A 19,682-nucleotide genomic window follows, 5' to 3' on the forward strand; every position below is an offset into this window, starting at 1 on the left:
GCCTGGGGCTTGGGGGCCGGCGGCTCGGGTGTCTGCGGCTGCGGCTGCGCCCGGGCCGCGAAGAACGACGAGGTGTCGGTCGGTGCCTGCGCGGTTCGCTCGACAGGCGACTCGGCGGGCGCGGCGATACCGCTGGCGCCGGGGTTGCGCTGCGGCAGGTTGATGCCACTGAGGTCGCCGGCGTCGGCGGGGGCGCCGAATCCGTTGCGCTGCTGAGGCGCCACGAACGCCGGTTCCACCGCCGCGGCGGGCGGCGCCGGGGGCTGCGCGAAGGGCTGTTCCACTGCGCCGAACGTCGCGAAACCGCCGGTGTCCGGGCCGAGGCCCGGCAGGGCGGTCACACCGGTCTCCGCGGTCGACGAGCCGTCCCAGTAGGTGCCGAAGTCCGGGATCGCTGGCAGCCCGACCAGCAGTTCCACGGGCACGTAGATGCCGGCCGTGGTGCCCGAATCCGGGTCGCCTTCGACCGTGTCGCGCAGCCGCACGACCAGACCGTGCTGGTTGGCCAGCCGGCCGACCACGAACAGGCCCATGTGCCGCGCGGTGTAGGTGTTGACCTCACCGCCTGAGCGCAGCCGGCTGTTGGCCATCCGAAGATCGGCTTCGGTCATACCCAGGCCGCCGTCGCTGACCTCGATCACGAGCGCACCGTTTTCTGCGTGCACCGCGGACACCTGCACCTCTGAGCTGGGTGGCGAGTAGCGCAACGCATTGTCCAGCAGTTCGGCCATCATGTGCACCAGGTCGCCGGCGATCGAGCCGTGGATCTCGGTGTCCGGGGAGGCGACGATGGAAACCCGGGTGTAGTCCTCGACCTCGGAGGCCGCGGCATTGATCACGGTGGTCACCGGCACCGGCTCGCCCTGCTCGTGCGGGACGTTCGTGCCGGCCAGCACCAGCAGGTTGGCGCCGTTGCGCCGCATCCGCGCGGCCAGGTGGTCCAGCCGGAACAGTTTGGCCAGGCGCTGCGGATCCTGTTCGTCGCGCTCGAGCTGATCGATGACCGTCAGCTGCTGGTCGATCAACGACCGACTGCGCCGGGACAGCGTCTCGAACATGTCGCTGACCTGCAGTTGCAGCCTGGCCTGCTCACCGGCGAGCAGCACCGCCTGCTCGTGCAGTTCGTCGACCGCGTGTGCGACCTGACCGATCTCCTCGGTGCTCTGCACCGGCAGCGGCCGCACCGTCACGTCCGCGCCCGACCGGACCTCGTCGAGCTCACGGACCAGGTCCTCGTGGGCGACCTTGAGGGCGCTGTTGCGGAGCCGGCGCAACGGCCGGATCAGCGTGCGCGCCATGTACAACACGATGAGCAGGGCCAGCACCATCACCGCGCCGACGATCACCGAGTCACGGATGGCTTCGGTGCGCTTGGCCGTGGCCTGATCGTCTACCGCCGAGATGACGGTCGCGGACGCGCTGTCGAGCATCTTCCCGGCGATCTCGCTGGTGGTCTGGATCGACTGGCTCAGATCGGGATTGTTGACCAGCTGCACGTTCGGGTCGGACATCATGGACATCCGTTTGACCATTTCCTGGGCCAGCTTCAGCGCCTCGGGCGAGCCGACGCCCAGCACTTCGCTCATCCCGAACAGCGTCGACGGTTCGGTGCCGGCCAGGGTGGTCATCGAACTGCGCAGTTCGTTGTCCGGCAGTTCGCCGCCGAGAGTGACGAGCAGCTGCTGCATCATCATCTGGCCGCGGGCGCCCACGGCCCGGCTCAGGCCCTGCGTCTGGGCGCGAATCTTCACGTCGTCGATGCGCACCGAACCGGTGATGGCGTCTTCGGCGGTCAGCAGGATCGGCGCGTACGAGGTGACGCGCTCGCGCAGCCCGATGCTGCCCGACGCGACCTTGTTCAGCAGCCCCTGGCCACCGTCGAGCAGGGTCTTGACGCCGGTACGGACGTCGGTCGCGACGTCGGTGTCCGTCAGCCGGTGTTGCAGACGACGTTTGCTCTCGTCATAGGCGCTCAGCGCCTGTTGTGCGTCGCCGCCGGTGGAGCTGGCCAGCATCGCCGCGTCGAACGTCGCCATGTAGTTCGCAATGGCCGGCACCATTTCGGCGCGATCGGCCGCGCGACGCAAATCTGCCGCGTCGGTCCAGCCTGAATAGATACGCATTCCGCCGAACGTCCCGGCCAGCACCAAAGGCACAAAGGCGATGGCGAAAACTTTCCACGCGACCGGCCAATTCGACGGCGCGAAGCGGGACGGGCGTTTCGCGGGCGCGCGGGTGACTTGATCGGCTGCCGAAAACTGTTGCGCAGCAGTCATCGCGGCTCGGCTTTCCCGCCGGCCATCGGACCGCAATCAGCTAAAGGCACATGGTTCATATTGGTGTTCCCCGCCGGATTTTCGGCCCACTCGGGCACGGGAAACCCGCCTGGCAATCTGTCGCAGTATGACAGCGATGAGCAGCTGTTTCCATGCTTCACATCCAACGAACAGCGTTCGTGACCGATGTGTTGCACGGTTGTGTGGTAAAAGTGTGCGGCCATTGGTGATTTAGAGTGCCTAGATGGCACGGAGCCGGCTGACCCCCGACCAACGTCGGGACCAGATCCTCGATCTCGGTATGGCGGCATTCTCTGTCCTGCCTTTCGAGCAGGTGGCGATGGAGGACATCGCGGCGCAGGCCGAAATCTCGCGGGCCTTGATCTACCACTATTTCCCCAGCAAGAAGGAACTGTTCGCGGCGCTCTGGGCCAGGGCCCACGAGAAATTGGCCCACGACTCGCACTTCACCGCCGCCGACACCGTGCGGTCCCAGATCCGCGGTGCACTCGTCGCGCACTTCACGTTCTACGAGCACAACCTGACGCTGATGATGATCGCCAATCGCAGCGCCATCGCCGCCGATCCCGCCGTGCGCAGCCCGATCACCTTCGAACTCACCCGGCTGCGCGACCACGCGCTCGACGCCCTGGACCTGGCCGGATCCGGTCGCGATCTGGTGTCGGTGGCACTTTCCGGCTGGCTCGCGCTGGTTCGGGAAGTGGCCCTGGAATGGCTTGAGCTACAAAGCTTTTCCCGTGACGCGGCCGTCGACCTGTGCATGACCGCACTCGACGCGTTGGTGTCACCGCATGCCGATCTGAACCAGCTGCCCAGTGGGGTCGCCGGCCAGGCCGCCGCGCGCTGACGATTTGCACGCTGCCCGGGGTGCCACACCGGGCCCAGCGCCGGGTGCTGGTTGACTCTCCCGGTGACACCGACCGGCCGGTCGGTGACCAGGCAGAGAGGCGGCACGGTGGCACTGAAGGTGCTGTTCTACTCACCCCGGATCGCGCCGAACACCGGCAACGCGATCCGGATGGTCGCAGCCACCGGCGCCGAGCTGCATCTGGTAGAGCCGCTGGGCTTTGACCTGTCCGAGCCGAAGCTGCGTCGTGCCGGATTGGATTACCACGATCTGGCGTCGGTGACGGTCCACCCCGATCTGCCGGCCGCGTGGCAGGCACTCATGCCGGCCCGGGTGTTCGCCTTTACCGCGCACGCGAATTCGTCGTTCGCCGACGTGGCCTACCAGGGGAACGACGTGTTGATGTTCGGGCCCGAGCCCACCGGCCTGGACGCGCAGACCCTCGCCGATCCGCACATCACCGGACAGGTCCGGATCCCGATGATCCCGGGCCGGCGGTCGTTGAACCTGTCCAACGCCGCGGCCGTCGCGGTGTACGAGGCGTGGCGCCAGCTCGGCTTCGCTGAGGGTATTTAGCCGAGCTGACGCGTCAGCTCACCAGGTGTCCCAGTGCGCGAGCTGCTCGGCCGGCAGCCGCTGGGCCTTCTTGAAGTCGGTGCCCTTGGTGTAGGCGATCGGGAACAGTCCGCCCTGCGTGTAGCGCTCGAACGGGATGCCCAGCAGCTCGGCGGCCTGCCGCTCGCCATCGCCGAGCAGGTGCAGCGTCGTCCAGGCCGAGCCCAGACCACGCGAGCGCAGGGCGAGCATGAAGCTCCATGCCGCCGGCAGCAGCGAGCCCCAGTACGACGCCTGCATGCCGGCTTCGGCTCCGTCGGGCCGCCCCTCGAGGCACGGGATCATCAGCACGGGGGCCTTCTCGAAGTTCTCGTTGAGGAACTCTGCCGAGCTCTTCACCGCGCCGGCCCGGTCGTCGCGCATGTCGCCGCGCTGCGGTGCTTCCATCGCCAGGTACGGGGTGCCGTTGGTGCGGTAGATGTCGGCCAGGGCCTTCTTCTTTGCCTCGTCCTCGACGAAGACGAACTGCCAGCCCTGGTTGTTGGAGCCGGTCGGCGCCTGCAGCGCCAGATCGAGGCATTCCATGATGACCTCGCGCGGTACGGGCTTGTCGAAGTCGAGTCGCTTGCGCACCGATCGGGTGGAGGTCAGCACTTCGTCAGCGGTGAGGTTCAGCGTCATAGCCGCACATTACCGCCAGCCCGACGCCACCCCGTAGCGACGGTGGCGGCGCCTCTGAGTGCCTCTCAGTGCCGCGGCAGCTTGGTCACCGCACGCACGATCGGCACCAGCGACTTCTGCCACAGCGACTTCGACAGGCCGAACGGCGGGTCGAGGTTGAGCACCTTGGACGTCGAAATCGTCTGGGACTCGGTGTATTTCAGCAATCCCTCGGCGCCGTGCCGGCGACCCACACCCGAAATTCCCATGCCACCCATGGGCGCACCGAGGCTGCCCCAGGCCAGGGCGTAGCCCTCGTCGACGTTGACCGTGCCGGACCGCAGGCGGGACGCGATCTGCTCGCCCTCCTCGATCGAGGCGGCCCACACGCTGGCGTTGAGCCCGTACTCGGTGTCGTTGGCCTTGGCGATGGCCTCATCGACGTCGGCGACCGGGTAGATCGACACCAGCGGACCGAAGGTCTCGTTGTTGGCGCACTCCATGTCGGAGCTCACGTCGGTGAGCACGGTCGGCTCGTAGAACAGCGGGCCGATGTCGGGGCGGGCATTGCCACCGGCAATCACCTTGGCGCCCTTGACCTTTGCGTCGTCGACGTGGCCGGAGACGGTCTTGAGCTGGCCTTCGGAAATCAAGCTGCCCATGTCGACGGTGAAGTCGTATGCGGTGCCGAGCTGCATCTTGCGCACCTGGTCACCGAACTTGCGGGTGAACTCGTCGGCGATGTCCCGCTCGACGTAGATGCGCTCGATCGAGATGCACAGCTGGCCGGCGTTGGAGAAGCAGGCGCGGGTGGCGGCCTTGGCCACCTTGTCGAGGTTGGCGCCGCGGGCGACGATCATGGCGTTCTTACCACCGAGTTCGGCGGAGAACCCGATGAGGCGACGGCCGGCGTGCTCGGCGAGGTGGCTGCCGGTGGCCGAGGAGCCGGTGAACATCAGGTAGTCACAGTTCTCGGCGATCGCGGTGCCGACCACCGAACCCGGCCCGGGGACCACGGCGTAGAGCGCGCGCGGCAGGCCGGCGCGGTACAGCAACTCGGCGCAGGCCAGCGCGCAGTACGGGGTCTGGCTGTCCGGCTTGAGCACCACCGCGTTGCCCGCGAGCAGGGCGGGCACGGCGTCGGACACGGTCAGGGTCATCGGGTAGTTCCACGGCGAGATGACGCCGACGACGCCCTTGGGCTGGTAGGCGACGGTGGTGCGGTTCAGTCCCGGCAGCAGCGGCGCGACCCGGCGGGGCTTGAGCAGCTTGGCCGCGACCTTGGCGTAGTAGTCCGCGTTGGCGAACAGGTCGATGATCTCTTCCTGAGCCGCCCACCGCGCCTTGCCGGCCTCGGCCTGCAGCAGGTCCATCAGGAACTCACGGTTCTCGAGCACCAGATCCCGGTAGCGCGCGATCACCGCGGCCCGCTCGGAGACCGGCCGCTTGACCCAATCACGCTGAGCGGCACGCGCTTTGGCGAACGCCTTCTCGGCGTCTTCGGCGGTCGCGACCGGGATGGTGGCCAGCGGCTTGCCGGTGAAGACCTCGTCGATGGTGCGAGTCGGCCGGGCGTCGATGTCCTCAATGGCGGCCAGCTGGCGCAGACGATCGAAAACCTGCGCTGACGGTGCGGGCATACTGGCTCTCCTGAGTCGGTCGCGGATGCGCGGAAATTTTGCGGTACCGGCGGTCTCGGTAAGACTACGTGACAGCCTGCGGCTGCCATAGATCCAGCTTTTTACAAATCGGGCATTATGTCAATGAACTGGGCAAAATTACCCACTACGTCTGGCCTGGGTTGGCCGTTGGGGTGATTCTGACGCCGTTCTGCCGTCGAGCCAGGGTTACCGCGTTGATCCTGTATCCACGGCGCATTTGTTCGAGTGCGGACCGCCGTCACGTCAGGGTCAATGATCCTGGGCGCGGAAATCGAGTTGACCCTGCATCCTGGGCGCAATTGTGCGAGTGGACCTCGCGAGGATGCACACCCGGGCGCCGCCATGCCGACCCCGCTCACTGGAAGTCCCGGGATTTGGCGGTCACCCGCAGATCGAGCCGGCCCATCCGGTCCGCGAGGATCGTGACCGCCCCGCTGGCGTTCTGCACGATGCCACGCACCAACAGCGCCGGCGCGGTCTGCGCCAGTTTCCGGTGCCGGGACCACACCCCCGGTGCGCACAGCACGTTGACCATGCCGGTCTCGTCCTCCAGGTTGATGAACGTCACCCCCTGCGCGGTGGCCGGACGCTGCCGGTGCGTCACCGCGCCGGCCACCACGATGCGGGTGCCGTCGGGCACCTCCAACAGCCGGTTGGCGGGCACCACGTCCAGTGCGTCGAGGTCCTCCCGCAGGAACTGGGTCGGATAGCTGTCCGGCGAGATGCCCGTGGCCCACACATCAGCGGCCGCCAGTTCCAGTTCCGTCATGCCGGGCAGCGCCGGGATGCCTCCGGCCGATCCGATGCCCGGCAACCGGTCGGGCCGTTCCGCGGCCGCCGCTCCGGCCGCCCACAATCCCTCACGTCGGGTGATGCCGAAACAGCCCAGCGCACCCGCGGTCGCCAGCGCCTCGGCCTGCGGCACCGACAGTTGCACCCGGCCGGTCAGGTCGAGCAGAGAAGTGAACGGCCCGTTGGTTTTCCGGTCGTCGACGATGCGCTGTGCCAACTCGTCCCCGATATGCCGCACTGTCCCCAACCCCAGCCGCACCTCGGTGCCGCGGTTCTCGCACGTCGCATACGCCAGGCTCGCGTTGACGTCCGGCCCGTGCACCAGCACCCCGTGCCGGCGGGCGTCGGCCACCAGCGACTGCGGCGAGTAGAAGCCCATCGGCTGAGCCCGCAGCAATGCCGCACAGAACACCGCGGGGTGGTGCAGCTTGAACCATGACGAGGAGAACACCAGCGACGCGAAGCTCAGCGCGTGGCTCTCCGGGAAGCCGAAATTGGCGAAGGCTTCCAGCTTTTCGTAGATCCGCTCAGCCGTCGGCCCGGTGATGCCGTGCAGTTCCCGCATGCCGTCGTAGAACCGACCGCGCAGCTGCCGCATCCGTTCGGTGGAGCGTTTGGACCCCATGGCCCGGCGCAGCTGATCAGCCTCGGCGGGGGTGAAGCCGGCACAGTCGACGGCCAGTTGCATGAGCTGTTCCTGGAACAGCGGCACCCCCAGCGTCCTGGTCAGTGCCGCTTCCATGGACGTGTGCTCGCACGTCGCGTCCTCCAGTCCGTTGTGCCGCCGGATGTACGGGTGCACCGAGCCGCCCTGGATCGGGCCGGGACGGATCAGCGCCACCTCGACCACCAGGTCGTAGAACTTCTTGGGCTTCAGCCGCGGCAGCGTGGCCATCTGCGCCCGGGACTCGACCTGGAACACTCCGACCGAGTCGGCCCGTTGCAGCATCTCGTACACCGCGGGCTCGGACAGGTCGAGCTTGGCCAGATCCACCTCGAGATCCTTCTGTTCCCTGGCCAGATCGATCATGTAGTGCAGCGCCGAGAGCATGCCCAGCCCGAGCAGGTCGAACTTCACCAAACCGATTGCCGCACAGTCGTCTTTATCCCACTGCAGCACACTGCGGTTCTCCATCCGCGCCCATTCCACCGGGCACACGTCGGCGATCGGGCGGTCACAGATCACCATGCCGCCGGAGTGAATGCCCATGTGCCGCGGCAGATTCCTGATCTGCAGCGCCAGGTCGATCACCGCCTCGGGAATGTCCTCGACGTCCGGGGACTCGGCCAGCCCGTTCCACCGGCTGATCTGCTTACTCCAGGCATCCTGTTGCCCCTGCGAAAAACCGAGCGCCCGCGCCATGTCCCGCACCGAGCTGCGGCCGCGGTAGGTGATGACGTTGGCCACCTGCGCGGCGTAGTCCCGGCCGTACTTCTCGTAGACGAACTGGATGACGTTCTCGCGCAAGTCCGATTCGATGTCGATGTCGATGTCCGGCGGGCCGTCGCGCGCCGGGGACAGAAACCGCTCGAACAACAGCTCGTTGGCCACCGGGTCGACATTGGTGATCCCCAGGGCGTAACAGACTGCCGAGTTCGCCGCCGACCCACGGCCCTGGCACAGGATGTCGCTGTCCCGGCAGAACTCGGTGATGCTGTGCACCACCAGGAAGTAGCCCGGGAACTCCAGCTGCTCGATGATTCTGAGCTCATGCTCGATCTGCCGGTACGCCTTCTCCCGCTCTGCATCCGGCTTCCAGCCGTAGCGACGAGCCGTCCCGTCCGCCACCAACTCGCGTAGCCAACTGATCTCGGTGTGTCCCTCCGGCACGTCGAACGGTGGCAGTTTCGGTGCGATCAAACGTAATTCGAATGCACACTGCTCCCCCAGCTCGGCAGCGTTGGTGACCGCACCCGGGTGGTGGGCGAACAGCCGGGCCATCTCCGCCCCGGACCGCAGGTGCGACCCGCCCAGCGGAGCCAGCCAGCCTTCGGCCTCGTCCATCGAGTTGCGGGCCCGGATCGCCCCCATCGCCATCGCCAGCTGCCCCCTCGACGGTGCGGCGAAATGCGCGGCGGTCGAGGCGATGGCGTCGAGGCCGAACCGCGGCGCCAGCGCTGCCAACGTGGCATTGCGTTCGTCGTCGAGCGGGTGCCCATGGTGGGTCAGTTCGATAGTCACCCGGTCCGTGCCGAACCGGGCCACCAGATCAGCCAGCGCCTTGTCCGCGGCCTCCGCACCTCCCGTCGCCAAGGCTTGGCGCACATGACCTTTGCGGCAGCCGGTGAGGATCTGCCAGTGCCCGCCGGCGGCCTCGGTGAGGGTGTCCAGGTCATAACTGAGCACCCCTTTCTCGCCGCCGGCCAGATGAGCCCGGGCCAATTCCCGGGACAGCCGCCGGTACCCCTCGGGGCCGCGTGCCAGGACCAGCAGATGTGGACCGGGCGGGTCGGGCAACTCGGTGCGGGGAGTGTTACTGAGCGAGAGTTCGGCCCCGAAAACCGTTGCCATGTCGAGTTCCTTGGCGGCCTCGGCAAATCGCACAACGCCGTAGAGCCCGTCGTGGTCGGTCAATGCGATGGCCCGCAGATCCAGCCGGACGGCCTCCTCCACCAGTTCCTCCGGCGTGCTGGCGCCATCGAGGAAGCTGTACGCAGAATGGGCGTGCAACTCGGCGTACGGCACCGACGTTCCCGGCCGGGCCGGGCGGTCCACCGGTTGATAGTCACCGCGTTTGCGCGACCAGGCCGGGCTGTCGCCGCCGTCGGCCGGCGATTCCGGGGATGCACCAGCCACCCGCGGCTTGCCCTCGAGCACCCGCTGCATCTCCGCCCAGCTCGGCGGCCCGTTGTGCCAACCCACCAGATCAGGGTATTCGAAACTTTGTTCGAATGCCAGATGTGGAAATCCGCGGGAACTCCGCCGGCTCTCGTGCGACTAGATCTCCGAGGCGTCGGAGAGGGACAGAAGATGACCAGGCTGAGGCACTTGGGCAATCTGGAACGCGAGGTGATGGATCACCTCTGGGGCGCGGACGCGCCGCAGACCGTTCGCGAGGTCCATCACGCCATCTGCGCGGAACGCAAGCTCGCGTATACCACCGTCATGACGGTGCTGCGCAGGCTCGCAGGTAAGGGCGTGGTCCGGCAACTGCGCCATGATCGTGCACACCGCTACGTCGCATCGCACAGTCGAGATCAGCTGGTGGCGGACCTCATGGTCGACGCGCTCGGCCAGGCTTCCGATCAGAGCGACAGGCACGCGGCGCTGGTGCACTTCGTCACGCAGGTCGCAGCCGACGAGATCGATGTCCTGCGCCGGGCCCTGGCCACGGTGGACCCGCGCGCTTCCGAAACCGATCGTCCCGCAGTGCGTTTGGCGCCCCGGCTCACCGCCTGACCGGAGCGGCGTTCGAATCCGCTCAGTCGGTGAAGTCGATCCGGACTGACACCGGAGTGGTTTCCAGCGCCTTCACCACCCCGGCCCCAACCCGGCCGAATTTCCGAGCGCGCGCGACGACGTCGTCGTCCGGCCTGAATTCCGCGACCCCGCTGCGCCACCGATCCCCCTGCCGCACACGGACATTCGGATTGTCCGCAATATTGCTGCCCCAACCGGACCGGGTACCGTGCTGGCAGATCACCCACGCGCCCTCGTTGTCGAACTGAACCGAAACAGGAACGCGACGCAGCTGCCCGGTCTTACGGCCAATGGTCTCCAGTTCCGTGGCCAACGCGGTGCGCACACCGAGTCTGCTCAGCCCCTGCACAGCGGGGTTGAGCAGATAGCGGCCGATCGCCCGTTCTCTGCGGAACTTTCGCAACGTCTTGTCCGGGTTGGCATTCGTCATGACCGTCTCCGTAGTCGAAGCACGCGACCACCTGATTGGTGACCTCTAGGCCAACATAGTAGACCGATCGGTATACGTCAATCGATGATTGCCGCTCACCCACGGGCCCGCGGATCAGCCAAGCCTGGTCTGGACGCGAACCCTCCGTGCCCCGTCACGGGCCGACTCATATCGCTGCAGCAATTCTTGCGGAAGGCGCCCACGACTACCGACCTCATGGCCGTTCAATCGCAGCCACTCACGCGCTCGCCGAGCGTGCGTTTGCTGCATTTCCAATGGCGGCTGCTCCGGAAGCGAGACCGTTCGTCCGCGGGAACGGCTGGCCTTGCTGGCCGCCCGGATGTACGGCTCGAAACAGCTACGCATACGCAGCGCGTTCGCCTCGGACAGATCAATTGCATAAGCGACCCCGTCGAAGGAGAACTCGAGCGTCGTCGCTGCCACGGAACCATCCAAATCGTCGGTCCACAGAGTCGAATACCGTTTCGCCACTGGAACATTCACCCCCGTAAACCGCGGCACCAAGCAACATCTGCCAAAACAAGCTAGCGGAGCATCACGAGACCGGCTACGCACCTTCGCCTCTTTTATTTCAGCTGAGCAAGTGCTATAAGCCCGAATCCGAAGATGAACCTCTAGAAGTCGTCGGGCACCCCAGGAGCGACGGGCCAGCCGAACGCGACCGCGGTCCGATGCACCGACCCCGGAGTGAACTCTTCGACGAACCCCGCGTTCGCCAGCGCCTGCAGACTCACCCCGCCGAGGTAGCAGGCACCGAGGTCACGCACCGAGACGGCGATATCGGCTGGCGCCGTGGTGCTTTCGCATTCGGCGCCGTCGGGCCCGCCACGGAGATGCCATCGGCCGGCGTTCCACGGGCAGAACTCGTCGGTGATATCCAGCACCACGTCGACAGGGGCGGCGTAGCTGCGCAACGTCAGTGCGCGACGCGCATCGACCAGCCTGACGTACACACCGTCCCTCGCTTCGCACGCCAGCGCACGCTGGTCGGCCACCAAGCTGCGGAGCGGCTCATCGACCGCAGCACCGTCGCAAGCGAAGGTCCTGACCAAATCCATATCCAGGAGATAGCGCCAAATCCGTGCGTACGCACGATGATTGGTGGCCAGTACTTCTTGGACCTGGAGTTCACCGTTGGGCTGGCCGCGATCCGTCCAGCTGTTCTTGGGCCGGTAGATGGCGAATCCGCTGGCGGTGCCGTCGGCCTCGCGATGCAGGAGGAAGCGAATCTTGCTGGCCTCCTTGCGCCTTTCCTCACTGTCGTGGATCCAGTTGTCCCACCACGGGCGCGGCCGCTCCATCACGCCGGGCCGCTGCATCATGGCTCGCTGATGAATCTCCGGCGCGCTGGCCATCAATGTCTCGGCGTCGACGTGGGTAACCGAACCGTCGCCGAACTGGACGTCCGGGCGGAAGCCCAGTTCGCGTACCTTGCCGGAAAGCTCCGCAATCGGCACAGCCATCCCGTAGCCGAACCGCCCGTAGATGGATGCCTCCGATGCGAACAGCATGGCCAGCGCCTCGGTGCCCCGTGATCGGATGTCGTCGAGTTGGTGGCGCATCATCGCCGTGAGCAGCCCACGACGTCGATGGCTGGGCGACACCGTGACAGCGGTGACGGCGGCCACCGCTGCGGTCCCGCCACCGGGCAGCACCACCTGCTTGCCGAAGTCTCCTGCAGTAGAAACCCAACGGCTGCCGTCGTGGAAGCCGAACATGCGGTCGTACTCGGTGAATGCGCGCATCAGGTCGATCTCGTCCTGCCGCGGATCCTGCAGGAACACCCCGTACGACGCGGCCATGAACGCATCGAAGTCGTCACTGTCGCTGACAGCGCGCAGCGTCAAATCAGTCATGTTCCAACGGATATCACACGGACTCGTGGCAAGTCATCCGAATTTCCTTGCAGCAAACGAAGACTGAACGCCTCGGCCCGAGCTCGAGAACTCGAGGAGCCGTGTCCCTGACACGGGCTGTCGCCAGGTGGCACAGTGTGGCCTGTGGACGTGCACACATCTCGCGGGGACGGCTGGGAGCTCGCGTGGCGCCGGCCGCGATCGGTTGGTGCCCGGGCCCAGTACTACGCCGGTTTCGCCGAGCGGCTCGATCAGCCTCGCCGGACCGTGGAGTGGGCCACGCCGTGTGCTCGAGTGGTGATGGTCTTCGACGCGACCATGACGGTGACGACATCAATTCCGACCGCCGCGGCCCACGTCGGGGCGTTCGTGGCCGGGCCGCGCGCAGCACCGCTGTTTGTCGACCAGCATGGATCGTTCCGCGGCGTCGAGATCGGTCTCGCGGCGCAGGATGCTGCGTCCTTCCTCGGGACGGCCTTGGGAGACCTCGATGAACGAGTGGTTCCCCTCGACGAGCTGATCGGCCGGCGAGCCGAGGAAATCCATGACCGGCTGGCCATGACACCGGACTGGGCCGACGTCTTCGACATCATCGACGGGTACTTTCAGCCAAGCGGCGGCTCTCCGGTCGATCCGAGACTCTGCTGGGCCTGGGACATGATCGAACGTCATCAGGGTCGGGTTCGCGTCGAATCGATCGCCCAAGAGATCGGCTGGAGCCGACGCCATTTCGCGGCCAAGTTCGACCGCGCCTTCGGCGTGACACCGAAGGTAGCGGCCCGCCTCTTTCGTTTCGAAAGCGCCACAAGACTTCTCCGCAACGGTCTGGCGCCGGCACGGGTCGCTGTTGACTGCGGCTACTTCGATCAGGCGCACATGCATCGCGACTTTGCCGGCTTCGCCGAGTGCACACCGGGCGCGGTCTCAGCCGCCAATGGAACCGGCGGCGGGCTCGGATCCGCGTGGCCGCCGGAGGGCATGTAGGTCACTTTTCTCCAATGCGGCGGTGCGTGCGTTTCGTAGCCTCGGACGCAACGACGAAGAGAGGCAACCTGAATGACCGGCGAAGTAACCCATATCGAGATCGGCGCACCGGATGCGAAGAAGGCTCAGGTGTTCTTCGGAACGCTTTTGGGCTGGGCCTTCGAGAGCTTCGGCAACGGCAATCAAGCCGTCATCCAGACTCCCACCATCCGTGGCGGTCTCCACGACGGCGTAGAGACGAGCACCCTTGCCACCTACTTCGCGGTCGATGACATCGATGCAGCGGTCGCCACGGTGCGTGAGCTCGGCGGCAGCGCCGGGGACCCCTCACCGGAAGAACCCGGCTTTGGTCGATTCGCCAACTGTGTCGACGATCAGGGGCTGGCGTTCGGTTTGCATCAGCCGCCCGCCGCTTGAACCCGTACCTGGCTACCCGAGACGAGTTCGCGGTACCGCCGCATCGAGCTTGCCGCAGCCTCCCGGTAGCGGTCCACGCCGGCAAGCTTGATCGACTCGTACCCGCGAATCATGTCTGGCAGGTCAGCGATCTCGATTGCCAAAGCCAGGTTTGTGTCGTTGAGCCCCCTCACCACTTCATCGATCATTGCCCGATATTCGATGATGAGCTCGCGCTCGCACCTGCGCACCCTCCCCAGTCCGAACAGGTCGGCTCTGGTTCCCCGTAGTTTCTTGCCTGAAGCCAGGATTCGAAATGCGGGCCGGGCCCATGGCCCCAGCGAGATCTTCCGCTTGAGACCGAGCGCGCGAAGAAATGGCGGGTGGAAACGATAAGCAACACGTGCACCGGGGCCGAACTCGGCGGCGACCATTGCCGTGACAGCCGGATCGAGCGATAGCCGCGCGACCTCGTATTCGTCCTTGTAGGACATCAACTTGTACAGTTCGCGCGCGACCGAAGCGGAGAGTTGCTCGGATCCCAGGATTCGCTCATGCTCCGCACGTACGACGTTCGCCACATAGCGGGTGTACTCCCCCGCGTAACGCAGGCTTTGGTAGTCGATGAGGTCAGCGATCCTGACGGTCAGCAGACGTTCCAACTCGCCACCGGCGTGGGCGCCCACCTGACGTACCAAGTGCCGCACCGCGGCAGATCGAGTGGGGCTCGGCACCTCATGCGGACCGGCCGCCTTCGCGAAGGCTTTCGGGTCCGCAACAGCCAACCGGCCGTAGCGGAACGCGGCGATATTCGCTTGGACCCCAGCACCGTTGAGGCTGATGGCCTCTTCTATCGCCGAGGGCGGCAAGGGCAGGGCACCCGTCTGGACCGCAGCGCCGGCCAACAAGAGGTTGGCGTACTGATCAGTACCGAACAAGCGGGCCGCTGCCGCGCGCGCATCCAGGAAAATGCTGTCGCGCACGGCATCTCGTATTGCCTCGCGCAACGGCCCGGCATCCGGAAATGACACTGCCGGGTCGACGACCATCTGCCCGGTCGGCACCTCACTCGTCGAAACCACAGCAGTGCTGCGGACGTGGTCGACTGCCCTCAAGTACTTGTCGTCCACCGCCACCAGGAGATCGCAGCCGAGGTAGAGGTCGCATTCCCCCTCGGCGGCCTTGCTGGCCTCCTCGACCGGTGTCCGGGTGATCTTGATGTCCGAGACCACCGCACCACCCTTCTGCGCCAATCCGGTCTGATCAAGGGTCCGCACCCGCCAGCCCGCCAATGTTGCAGCCGCACTGAGAATCTGCGCCAGCGTCACGACACCTGTGCCACCGACACCCGTGATCCGCGTCGTATGGGTCGCGGCGTCCGACGTCGGTGGCGCCGGCAACTCGGACCAGAAATCGGTTGGAACATGTTGTCGCGGTCTCCCGTTGGGAGCGGGAATGACCGTGATGAAGGATGGGCAATCGCCTTCCAGACACGACAAGTCCTTGTTGCACGACGATTGGTCGATGCGGGTCTTGCGGCCGAACTCGGTAACGACGGGTTGCACCGACAAGCAGTTGGACTTCTGCCCGCAGTCGCCGCAGCCCTCACAGACCCGCTCGTTGATCATGATGCGCTCGGCCGGTTCCGGCGCGAGTCCACGTTTACGCTTTCGCCGAAGTTCGGTGGCGCACTCTTGGTCGTGGATGAGCAAGGTCACGCCGGCCGTATCCGCCAATGCCAGCTGGGCCTCGTCGAGGCGGTCGCGGCTCCACACGGCAACGCCGCGAGGCAGTTTGACCTTGCGGTACGCCTTCACGTCATCGGTGGTCACGATGATTCGCGCTACCCCTTCGGCGAGCATCGCCGCACAGATCTGAGTGACGGACATGCCACCCACAGCCTGCTGTCCGCCGGTCATCGCCACCGCAGAGTTGTAGAGCAACTTGTATGTGATGTTCACGCCGGCTGCCACCGCCGCCCGAATTGCCAGACTCCCTGAATGGTGGAAGGTCCCATCCCCCAGGTTCTGGATCAGATGGTTCCGCTGCAGGAACGGCGCCATGCCGATCCACTGGCTGCCCTCACCGCCCATCTGGGTCATGCCGATGACATCACCCACTTGGCGCTCATCCATCAGGGTCACAAGTGCGTGACAACCGATTCCGGCCCCCACCGTGGATCCATCCGGGATTTTCGTCGAGATGTTGTGTGGGCAGCCTGAGCAGAAGTACGGGGTGCGGCTCACGATCGGCAGGTTCAGTGACCGACGGCGTCGCGGTTGTGCCTCTGTCGCCGCAAGCACGCCGAAGCGCTGGAGCACCGGAGCCAGGTGCTCGACAACAGCCTCTGGGTCCAGTTCACCATCGGCGGGAAACATGCTGTCTCCATCGGGATTTCGCTTGCCGTAGATCTTCGGCGCGCCGGTCAGCCCGTACAGGATGTCCTTCAGGCCCAACTCGATCAGTGGCCGCTTCTCCTCGACCACGATGATGTGGTCGAGGCCCGAGGCGAAGTCGGTGGCAATGTTCGGCTCGATCGGGTGAATCATCCCCAGACGCAGCACCCGCACCCCGCTCTCGACCCCCATCATTCGCATCGCTTGCGCGAGATCGAGATAGGACTTTCCTGCCGCTACGATGCCGATTCGATCGTCCGCCGACCGCCGAGTGATCTGGTTCAAACCGTTGGCAGCCGCGTACCTGCGCGCGATCTCCAGTCGCGAGCCATCGCGACTTCTCTCGAGCTCGCCGAGCGCGGGCTGGGCCAACCGCGCCGTGACGGTGTGCCGATACGCCACCCCATTGACCGCCAAGTCTGGTACGACCGGCCGCACCCGCTCCGGGTCCATGTCTACCGTGCAGGATCCGTCCGCGACATTGGTGACGACCTTCATCGCCACCCACAATCCGCTGCATCGTGACATCGCAATACCGTGGCGGCCGAAATCCAAGGCCTGCTGGGGATCTGCCGGGTAGAGGATCGGTAGGCCGAGGTCTGCCAGCAGCAGTTCGGATGCCCCCGGCACACTGGACGACTTCGCCGACGGGTCATCCCCCACCAGTGCCAGTACCCCGCCTTCGGGGTGCGTGCCCATGAGATTGGCGTGCCGGATTGCGTCTGCCGCCCGGTCGAGCCCAGGCGACTTGCCGTACCAGAACGCCGCCACCCCGCCCACGCGCTTGTCTGGTTGCACTGCGGCCAGTTGAGTGCCCTGCACCGCAGTGGCCGCCAATTCTTCATTGACCGCGGGCACGAACACGATTTCGTGTTCGTCGAGCAACGGGGCATTCCGCAGTAGCTCGGTGTCGTAACCGGCCAACGGCGATCCCTCATAGCCGGAAATGAAGGCCGCAGTTGACCTTCCGTCGGCGATATCGGCGCGCCGCTGGTCCAGAACCAGGCGCACGAGGGCTTGGATGCCGGTGAGGTGAACCTCGCCGCTTACGGTGGTGTACCGGTCCAACAGTGTGGGAACGGGGTCAAGCACGAAAACTCCTCAGAAAACTACGGTTGCGTTTCGAGATCGGCCGCACAACATGCCTGCCTTATCGCGAAGTTGATTTCCCTGACGTGGTCCCCGGTCAGGCCAGCACCGATCCAAGCGATGTGGCCGTCCGGTCGAACCAGAACCGCATGATCCTGCTCGAACCCCGGCAGCGCAGCACCGTCGATCATCAAGTCACGTCCAATGACGAATGCCTGCAAGGGAATCGCGACGTCATCCCGGCAAAGTCCGTCCAGCCACGCCGCGCCGTCAGGCCCGACGAGAAGGACGAACCCAGCGCCGACAAGGTCCAGCGTGGAGATCCGTTCACCGGCCAGTGTCACCCATCGATGCGGCACCCGGCCGCCCACGATCGGTTCGCTGATCGGGTCGGAGTCCACCGGACCGGACTCGCCGTAGACGTAGCCGAGCTCGAGGTCCAGATAGTCGAAGTGCGGGCGTTGTTGAGGCACTGCTTCGGCCAGCCGCAGACGTTCTGCGGCAGCGACTTCGGGATCGTCACTCTCCAGTCTCCCTGCGACAGCGAGAGTATTCGGACCGATCCCCGCATCCGCCATCTTGATCACGTTGGCAATACTGTTTTCCGCATTTGCCAACGCCACTGGTCGTCGTTCCGATTCGTAGGTGTCGAGCAAGCGTTCCGGAGCCCAGCCCTGCAAGACGGCTGCAAGCTTCCAGCCAAGGTTGTCTGCGTCGACGAGGCCGGTGTTCATGCCCAGGCCACCCGTAGGCGGAAACTGGTGTGCGGCATCGCCAACCAGAAATATCCGGCCCTTTCGATACTGGCAAGCCGTGCTCGCGCCAAGTACCCACGTACCGACGGAGCGCACCTCGATCTCGAGATCGGAGATGCCGACCGCCTTGCGGACGAGGCCCCGGCACCGGTCGGGTGTGTAATCGGCGACGGCAGACTTTTCGGGATCGAAGCTTGTGTGAAATGTCCATCGGTTGGCGCCCAGTCTGATGAACACGCCTGGGCATTCGGTGTTCAGTGCCCAGAACAGCAATTCAGATTTCTTGTCTGTCCACTCCGACAGGTCAGCGTGGAAGTAGATGTTGAGCTGTTGCCCGAACTCTGGGATGCCTTCCACACCGATGCCGATACTGTCGCGCAGTCGCCCGCAGGCGCCCTCGGCGTCGATGAGGTAGGCGGCCGTGAGCGTTTCCCGCCGACCATCTGTGTCCACCGCTATCGCGACGTCATCGCCGCGATCCTCAATACTCAAGACCTTTGTGCGGTATCGCACTTCAGCCATCCCGGACTTCCGCACCGCATCGAGCAGGCGCTCCTGGACCCGGTCTTGTGCACATGAGGCCATGGCGACCGGGGAGGCGTTCTTCCGCCGGGCAAGATGCTCTGCGGGCGCCTCGGCCAACTCAATTCGACCGAATTCCTCGCCGGCAACGGTGTGCTTCCACAAGATGCTGATGCCGTCGTGCAGGTGGATTGCTTCGGCGCTGATGTGATCAGCGATTCCCCAACTACGAAGCAGTTCCATTGATCTGGTGTTGATGACATGGGCGCGCGGATGAGGGTTGATGCCGTCGTGCTGGTCGCACACGATCGTGCGCACGCCATAGCGACCCAACACATACGCCGCTGCCAATCCCGTCGGACCGGCACCGATGATGACCACAGAAGTCATTGAACTGCCCTCCCTCACGACCACTTGACGAGTTCGACAAACGGCTCACCGGTCTCAAAGCGTGTTATCAGCTCTTCAGGATCGAATGTGATGCCAATCGGGTTGGCCGCGAAGGCGTCTGACGTGACGAAGTCCTGCGTTTCTTCGTTTGTCATGCTGTCGATCTGCAGCTCGATCTGGTTGCCGTCAGGGTCGCGGTAGTACATCGACAGCGTCGGACCGTGGTTCACACACCAAAATGGCTGCACGCCTTGGTTCTTGAGGCTGACGTAGTTGTCGAAGAGCGCCTGCATCGAGCCGAACGTGAATGCGATGTGATGCAGACCGGTGTGGCGGTCCTCGGGCGGTTCGGAGGCCCCCGTCGCCACGAACGCGAGACGGTGATGTTCGTCGTCGTACGTCATGAACGCGATCGCAGGGGTGGCGAAGGCGACCTCGCCATCGAGGAGCTGGACGTACCAATCGGTCATCTCTTGGACGCGACCGGTACGCAGCACCACGTGGGCGAGTTTCTCTGGTGAGGGCATCGACAAGCTCCTGGTTGTAGCGGAATACACACCCCTCTTGAATGTGATACAAGACACGGTAGCCATTGTCTTGAATGAAAGTC

The 19,682-nt window shown here is 65.4% G+C and carries 15 protein-coding genes; 5 read left to right on the forward strand and 10 right to left on the reverse strand.

Translation table 11 applies throughout. From position 1 onward, the window contains the following. A partial coding sequence (locus tag TL10_RS26535; protein WP_043988016.1) for a sensor histidine kinase occupies positions 1-2,276 on the reverse strand: 2,276 nt, incomplete at its 3' end. A 244-nt stretch (positions 2,277-2,520) separates the two neighbouring features. Here TL10_RS26535 and TL10_RS26540 point away from each other — a divergent pair. Beyond that, entirely contained in the window at positions 2,521-3,144 is a 624-nt protein-coding gene (locus tag TL10_RS26540) for a TetR/AcrR family transcriptional regulator (protein ID WP_043396643.1), read from the forward strand. A 108-nt stretch (positions 3,145-3,252) separates the two neighbouring features. Beyond that, complete coding sequence (locus TL10_RS26545) at positions 3,253-3,720, forward strand: tRNA (cytidine(34)-2'-O)-methyltransferase (protein ID WP_192830312.1); 468 nt, start codon at positions 3,253-3,255, stop codon at positions 3,718-3,720. 18 nt (positions 3,721-3,738) lie between these two features. Here TL10_RS26545 and TL10_RS26550 read toward each other — a convergent pair whose 3' ends face one another. From TL10_RS26550 to TL10_RS26560, 3 genes are all read right to left on the reverse strand, one after another. After that, positions 3,739-4,380: a nitroreductase family protein gene (locus TL10_RS26550; RefSeq protein ID WP_043396647.1), complete on the reverse strand. Its 642-nt coding sequence runs from the start codon at positions 4,378-4,380 to the stop codon at positions 3,739-3,741. 65 nt (positions 4,381-4,445) lie between these two features. Continuing rightward, on the reverse strand, positions 4,446-5,999 hold the full coding sequence (locus TL10_RS26555; RefSeq protein WP_043396649.1) for a succinic semialdehyde dehydrogenase: 1,554 nt from the start codon (positions 5,997-5,999) through the stop codon (positions 4,446-4,448). Positions 6,000-6,375: 376 nt separating this feature from the next. Next, positions 6,376-9,675 (reverse strand): error-prone DNA polymerase, encoded by a 3,300-nt coding sequence (locus TL10_RS26560; RefSeq protein WP_043396650.1) that lies wholly within the window; start codon positions 9,673-9,675, stop codon positions 6,376-6,378. Between the two features lie 108 nt (positions 9,676-9,783). Here TL10_RS26560 and TL10_RS26565 point away from each other — a divergent pair, with 108 nt between their 5' ends. Then, positions 9,784-10,212, forward strand: coding sequence for a BlaI/MecI/CopY family transcriptional regulator (locus TL10_RS26565; RefSeq protein WP_043396652.1), 429 nt, complete (start codon positions 9,784-9,786; stop codon positions 10,210-10,212). 22 nt (positions 10,213-10,234) lie between these two features. Here TL10_RS26565 and TL10_RS26570 read toward each other — a convergent pair whose 3' ends face one another. The 3 genes from TL10_RS26570 to TL10_RS26580 all read right to left on the reverse strand — a co-directional run bounded on the left by TL10_RS26570 (position 10,235) and on the right by TL10_RS26580 (position 12,540). After that, a complete protein-coding gene (locus tag TL10_RS26570; RefSeq protein WP_043396655.1) occupies positions 10,235-10,663 on the reverse strand; it encodes a nitroreductase/quinone reductase family protein in 429 nt (142 codons plus the stop codon). Between the two features lie 114 nt (positions 10,664-10,777). Next, on the reverse strand, positions 10,778-11,239 hold the full coding sequence (locus tag TL10_RS32150; RefSeq protein ID WP_423136078.1) for a histone-like nucleoid-structuring protein Lsr2: 462 nt from the start codon (positions 11,237-11,239) through the stop codon (positions 10,778-10,780). Positions 11,240-11,298: 59 nt separating this feature from the next. Further along, positions 11,299-12,540 carry a GNAT family N-acetyltransferase gene (locus tag TL10_RS26580; protein WP_043988018.1) on the reverse strand — a complete coding sequence of 414 codons (1,242 nt, stop codon included), beginning with the start codon at positions 12,538-12,540 and terminating at the stop codon, positions 11,299-11,301. A 318-nt stretch (positions 12,541-12,858) separates the two neighbouring features. Here TL10_RS26580 and TL10_RS26585 point away from each other — a divergent pair, with 318 nt between their 5' ends. Next, a complete protein-coding gene (locus TL10_RS26585) occupies positions 12,859-13,524 on the forward strand; it encodes an AraC family transcriptional regulator (protein ID WP_234711547.1) in 666 nt (221 codons plus the stop codon). Positions 13,525-13,596: 72 nt separating this feature from the next. Further along, the gene (locus tag TL10_RS26590; RefSeq protein WP_043988020.1) at positions 13,597-13,941 is read left to right on the forward strand and encodes a VOC family protein; all 345 of its coding nucleotides are present in this window, start codon (positions 13,597-13,599) and stop codon (positions 13,939-13,941) included. Here TL10_RS26590 and TL10_RS26595 read toward each other — a convergent pair. Genes TL10_RS26595 through TL10_RS26605 form a run of 3 tightly spaced genes read right to left on the reverse strand, consistent with a single transcriptional unit; the run spans position 13,923 to position 19,599 of the window. Next, entirely contained in the window at positions 13,923-17,408 is a 3,486-nt protein-coding gene (locus TL10_RS26595; protein ID WP_043988021.1) for an indolepyruvate ferredoxin oxidoreductase family protein, read from the reverse strand. The two genes, TL10_RS26590 and TL10_RS26595, sit on opposite strands and share 19 nt — an antisense overlap. 17 nt (positions 17,409-17,425) lie before the next feature. Continuing rightward, on the reverse strand, positions 17,426-19,072 hold the full coding sequence (locus tag TL10_RS26600; RefSeq protein ID WP_043988022.1) for an FAD-dependent monooxygenase: 1,647 nt from the start codon (positions 19,070-19,072) through the stop codon (positions 17,426-17,428). A gap of 14 nt (positions 19,073-19,086) precedes the next feature. Continuing rightward, positions 19,087-19,599: a VOC family protein gene (locus TL10_RS26605; RefSeq protein WP_043988023.1), complete on the reverse strand. Its 513-nt coding sequence runs from the start codon at positions 19,597-19,599 to the stop codon at positions 19,087-19,089. Positions 19,600-19,682 lie beyond the last annotated feature (83 nt).

This window comes from Mycolicibacterium llatzerense (assembly GCF_000878195.1).
Taxonomy (GTDB): domain Bacteria; phylum Actinomycetota; class Actinomycetes; order Mycobacteriales; family Mycobacteriaceae; genus Mycobacterium; species Mycobacterium llatzerense.

Coding starts and splice junctions, on each gene's coding strand:
- TL10_RS26540 (WP_043396643.1), top strand. CDS start 2,521: ATGGCACGGAGCCGGCTGACCCCCGACCAACGTCGGGACCAGATCCTC.
- TL10_RS26550 (WP_043396647.1), bottom strand. CDS start 4,380: ATGACGCTGAACCTCACCGCTGACGAAGTGCTGACCTCCACCCGATCG.
- TL10_RS26555 (WP_043396649.1), bottom strand. CDS start 5,999: ATGCCCGCACCGTCAGCGCAGGTTTTCGATCGTCTGCGCCAGCTGGCC.
- TL10_RS26565 (WP_043396652.1), top strand. CDS start 9,784: ATGACCAGGCTGAGGCACTTGGGCAATCTGGAACGCGAGGTGATGGAT.
- TL10_RS26570 (WP_043396655.1), bottom strand. CDS start 10,663: ATGACGAATGCCAACCCGGACAAGACGTTGCGAAAGTTCCGCAGAGAA.
- TL10_RS26580 (WP_043988018.1), bottom strand. CDS start 12,540: ATGACTGATTTGACGCTGCGCGCTGTCAGCGACAGTGACGACTTCGAT.
- TL10_RS26585 (WP_234711547.1), top strand. CDS start 12,859: ATGACGGTGACGACATCAATTCCGACCGCCGCGGCCCACGTCGGGGCG.
- TL10_RS26590 (WP_043988020.1), top strand. CDS start 13,597: ATGACCGGCGAAGTAACCCATATCGAGATCGGCGCACCGGATGCGAAG.
- TL10_RS26600 (WP_043988022.1), bottom strand. CDS start 19,072: ATGACTTCTGTGGTCATCATCGGTGCCGGTCCGACGGGATTGGCAGCG.
- TL10_RS26605 (WP_043988023.1), bottom strand. CDS start 19,599: ATGCCCTCACCAGAGAAACTCGCCCACGTGGTGCTGCGTACCGGTCGC.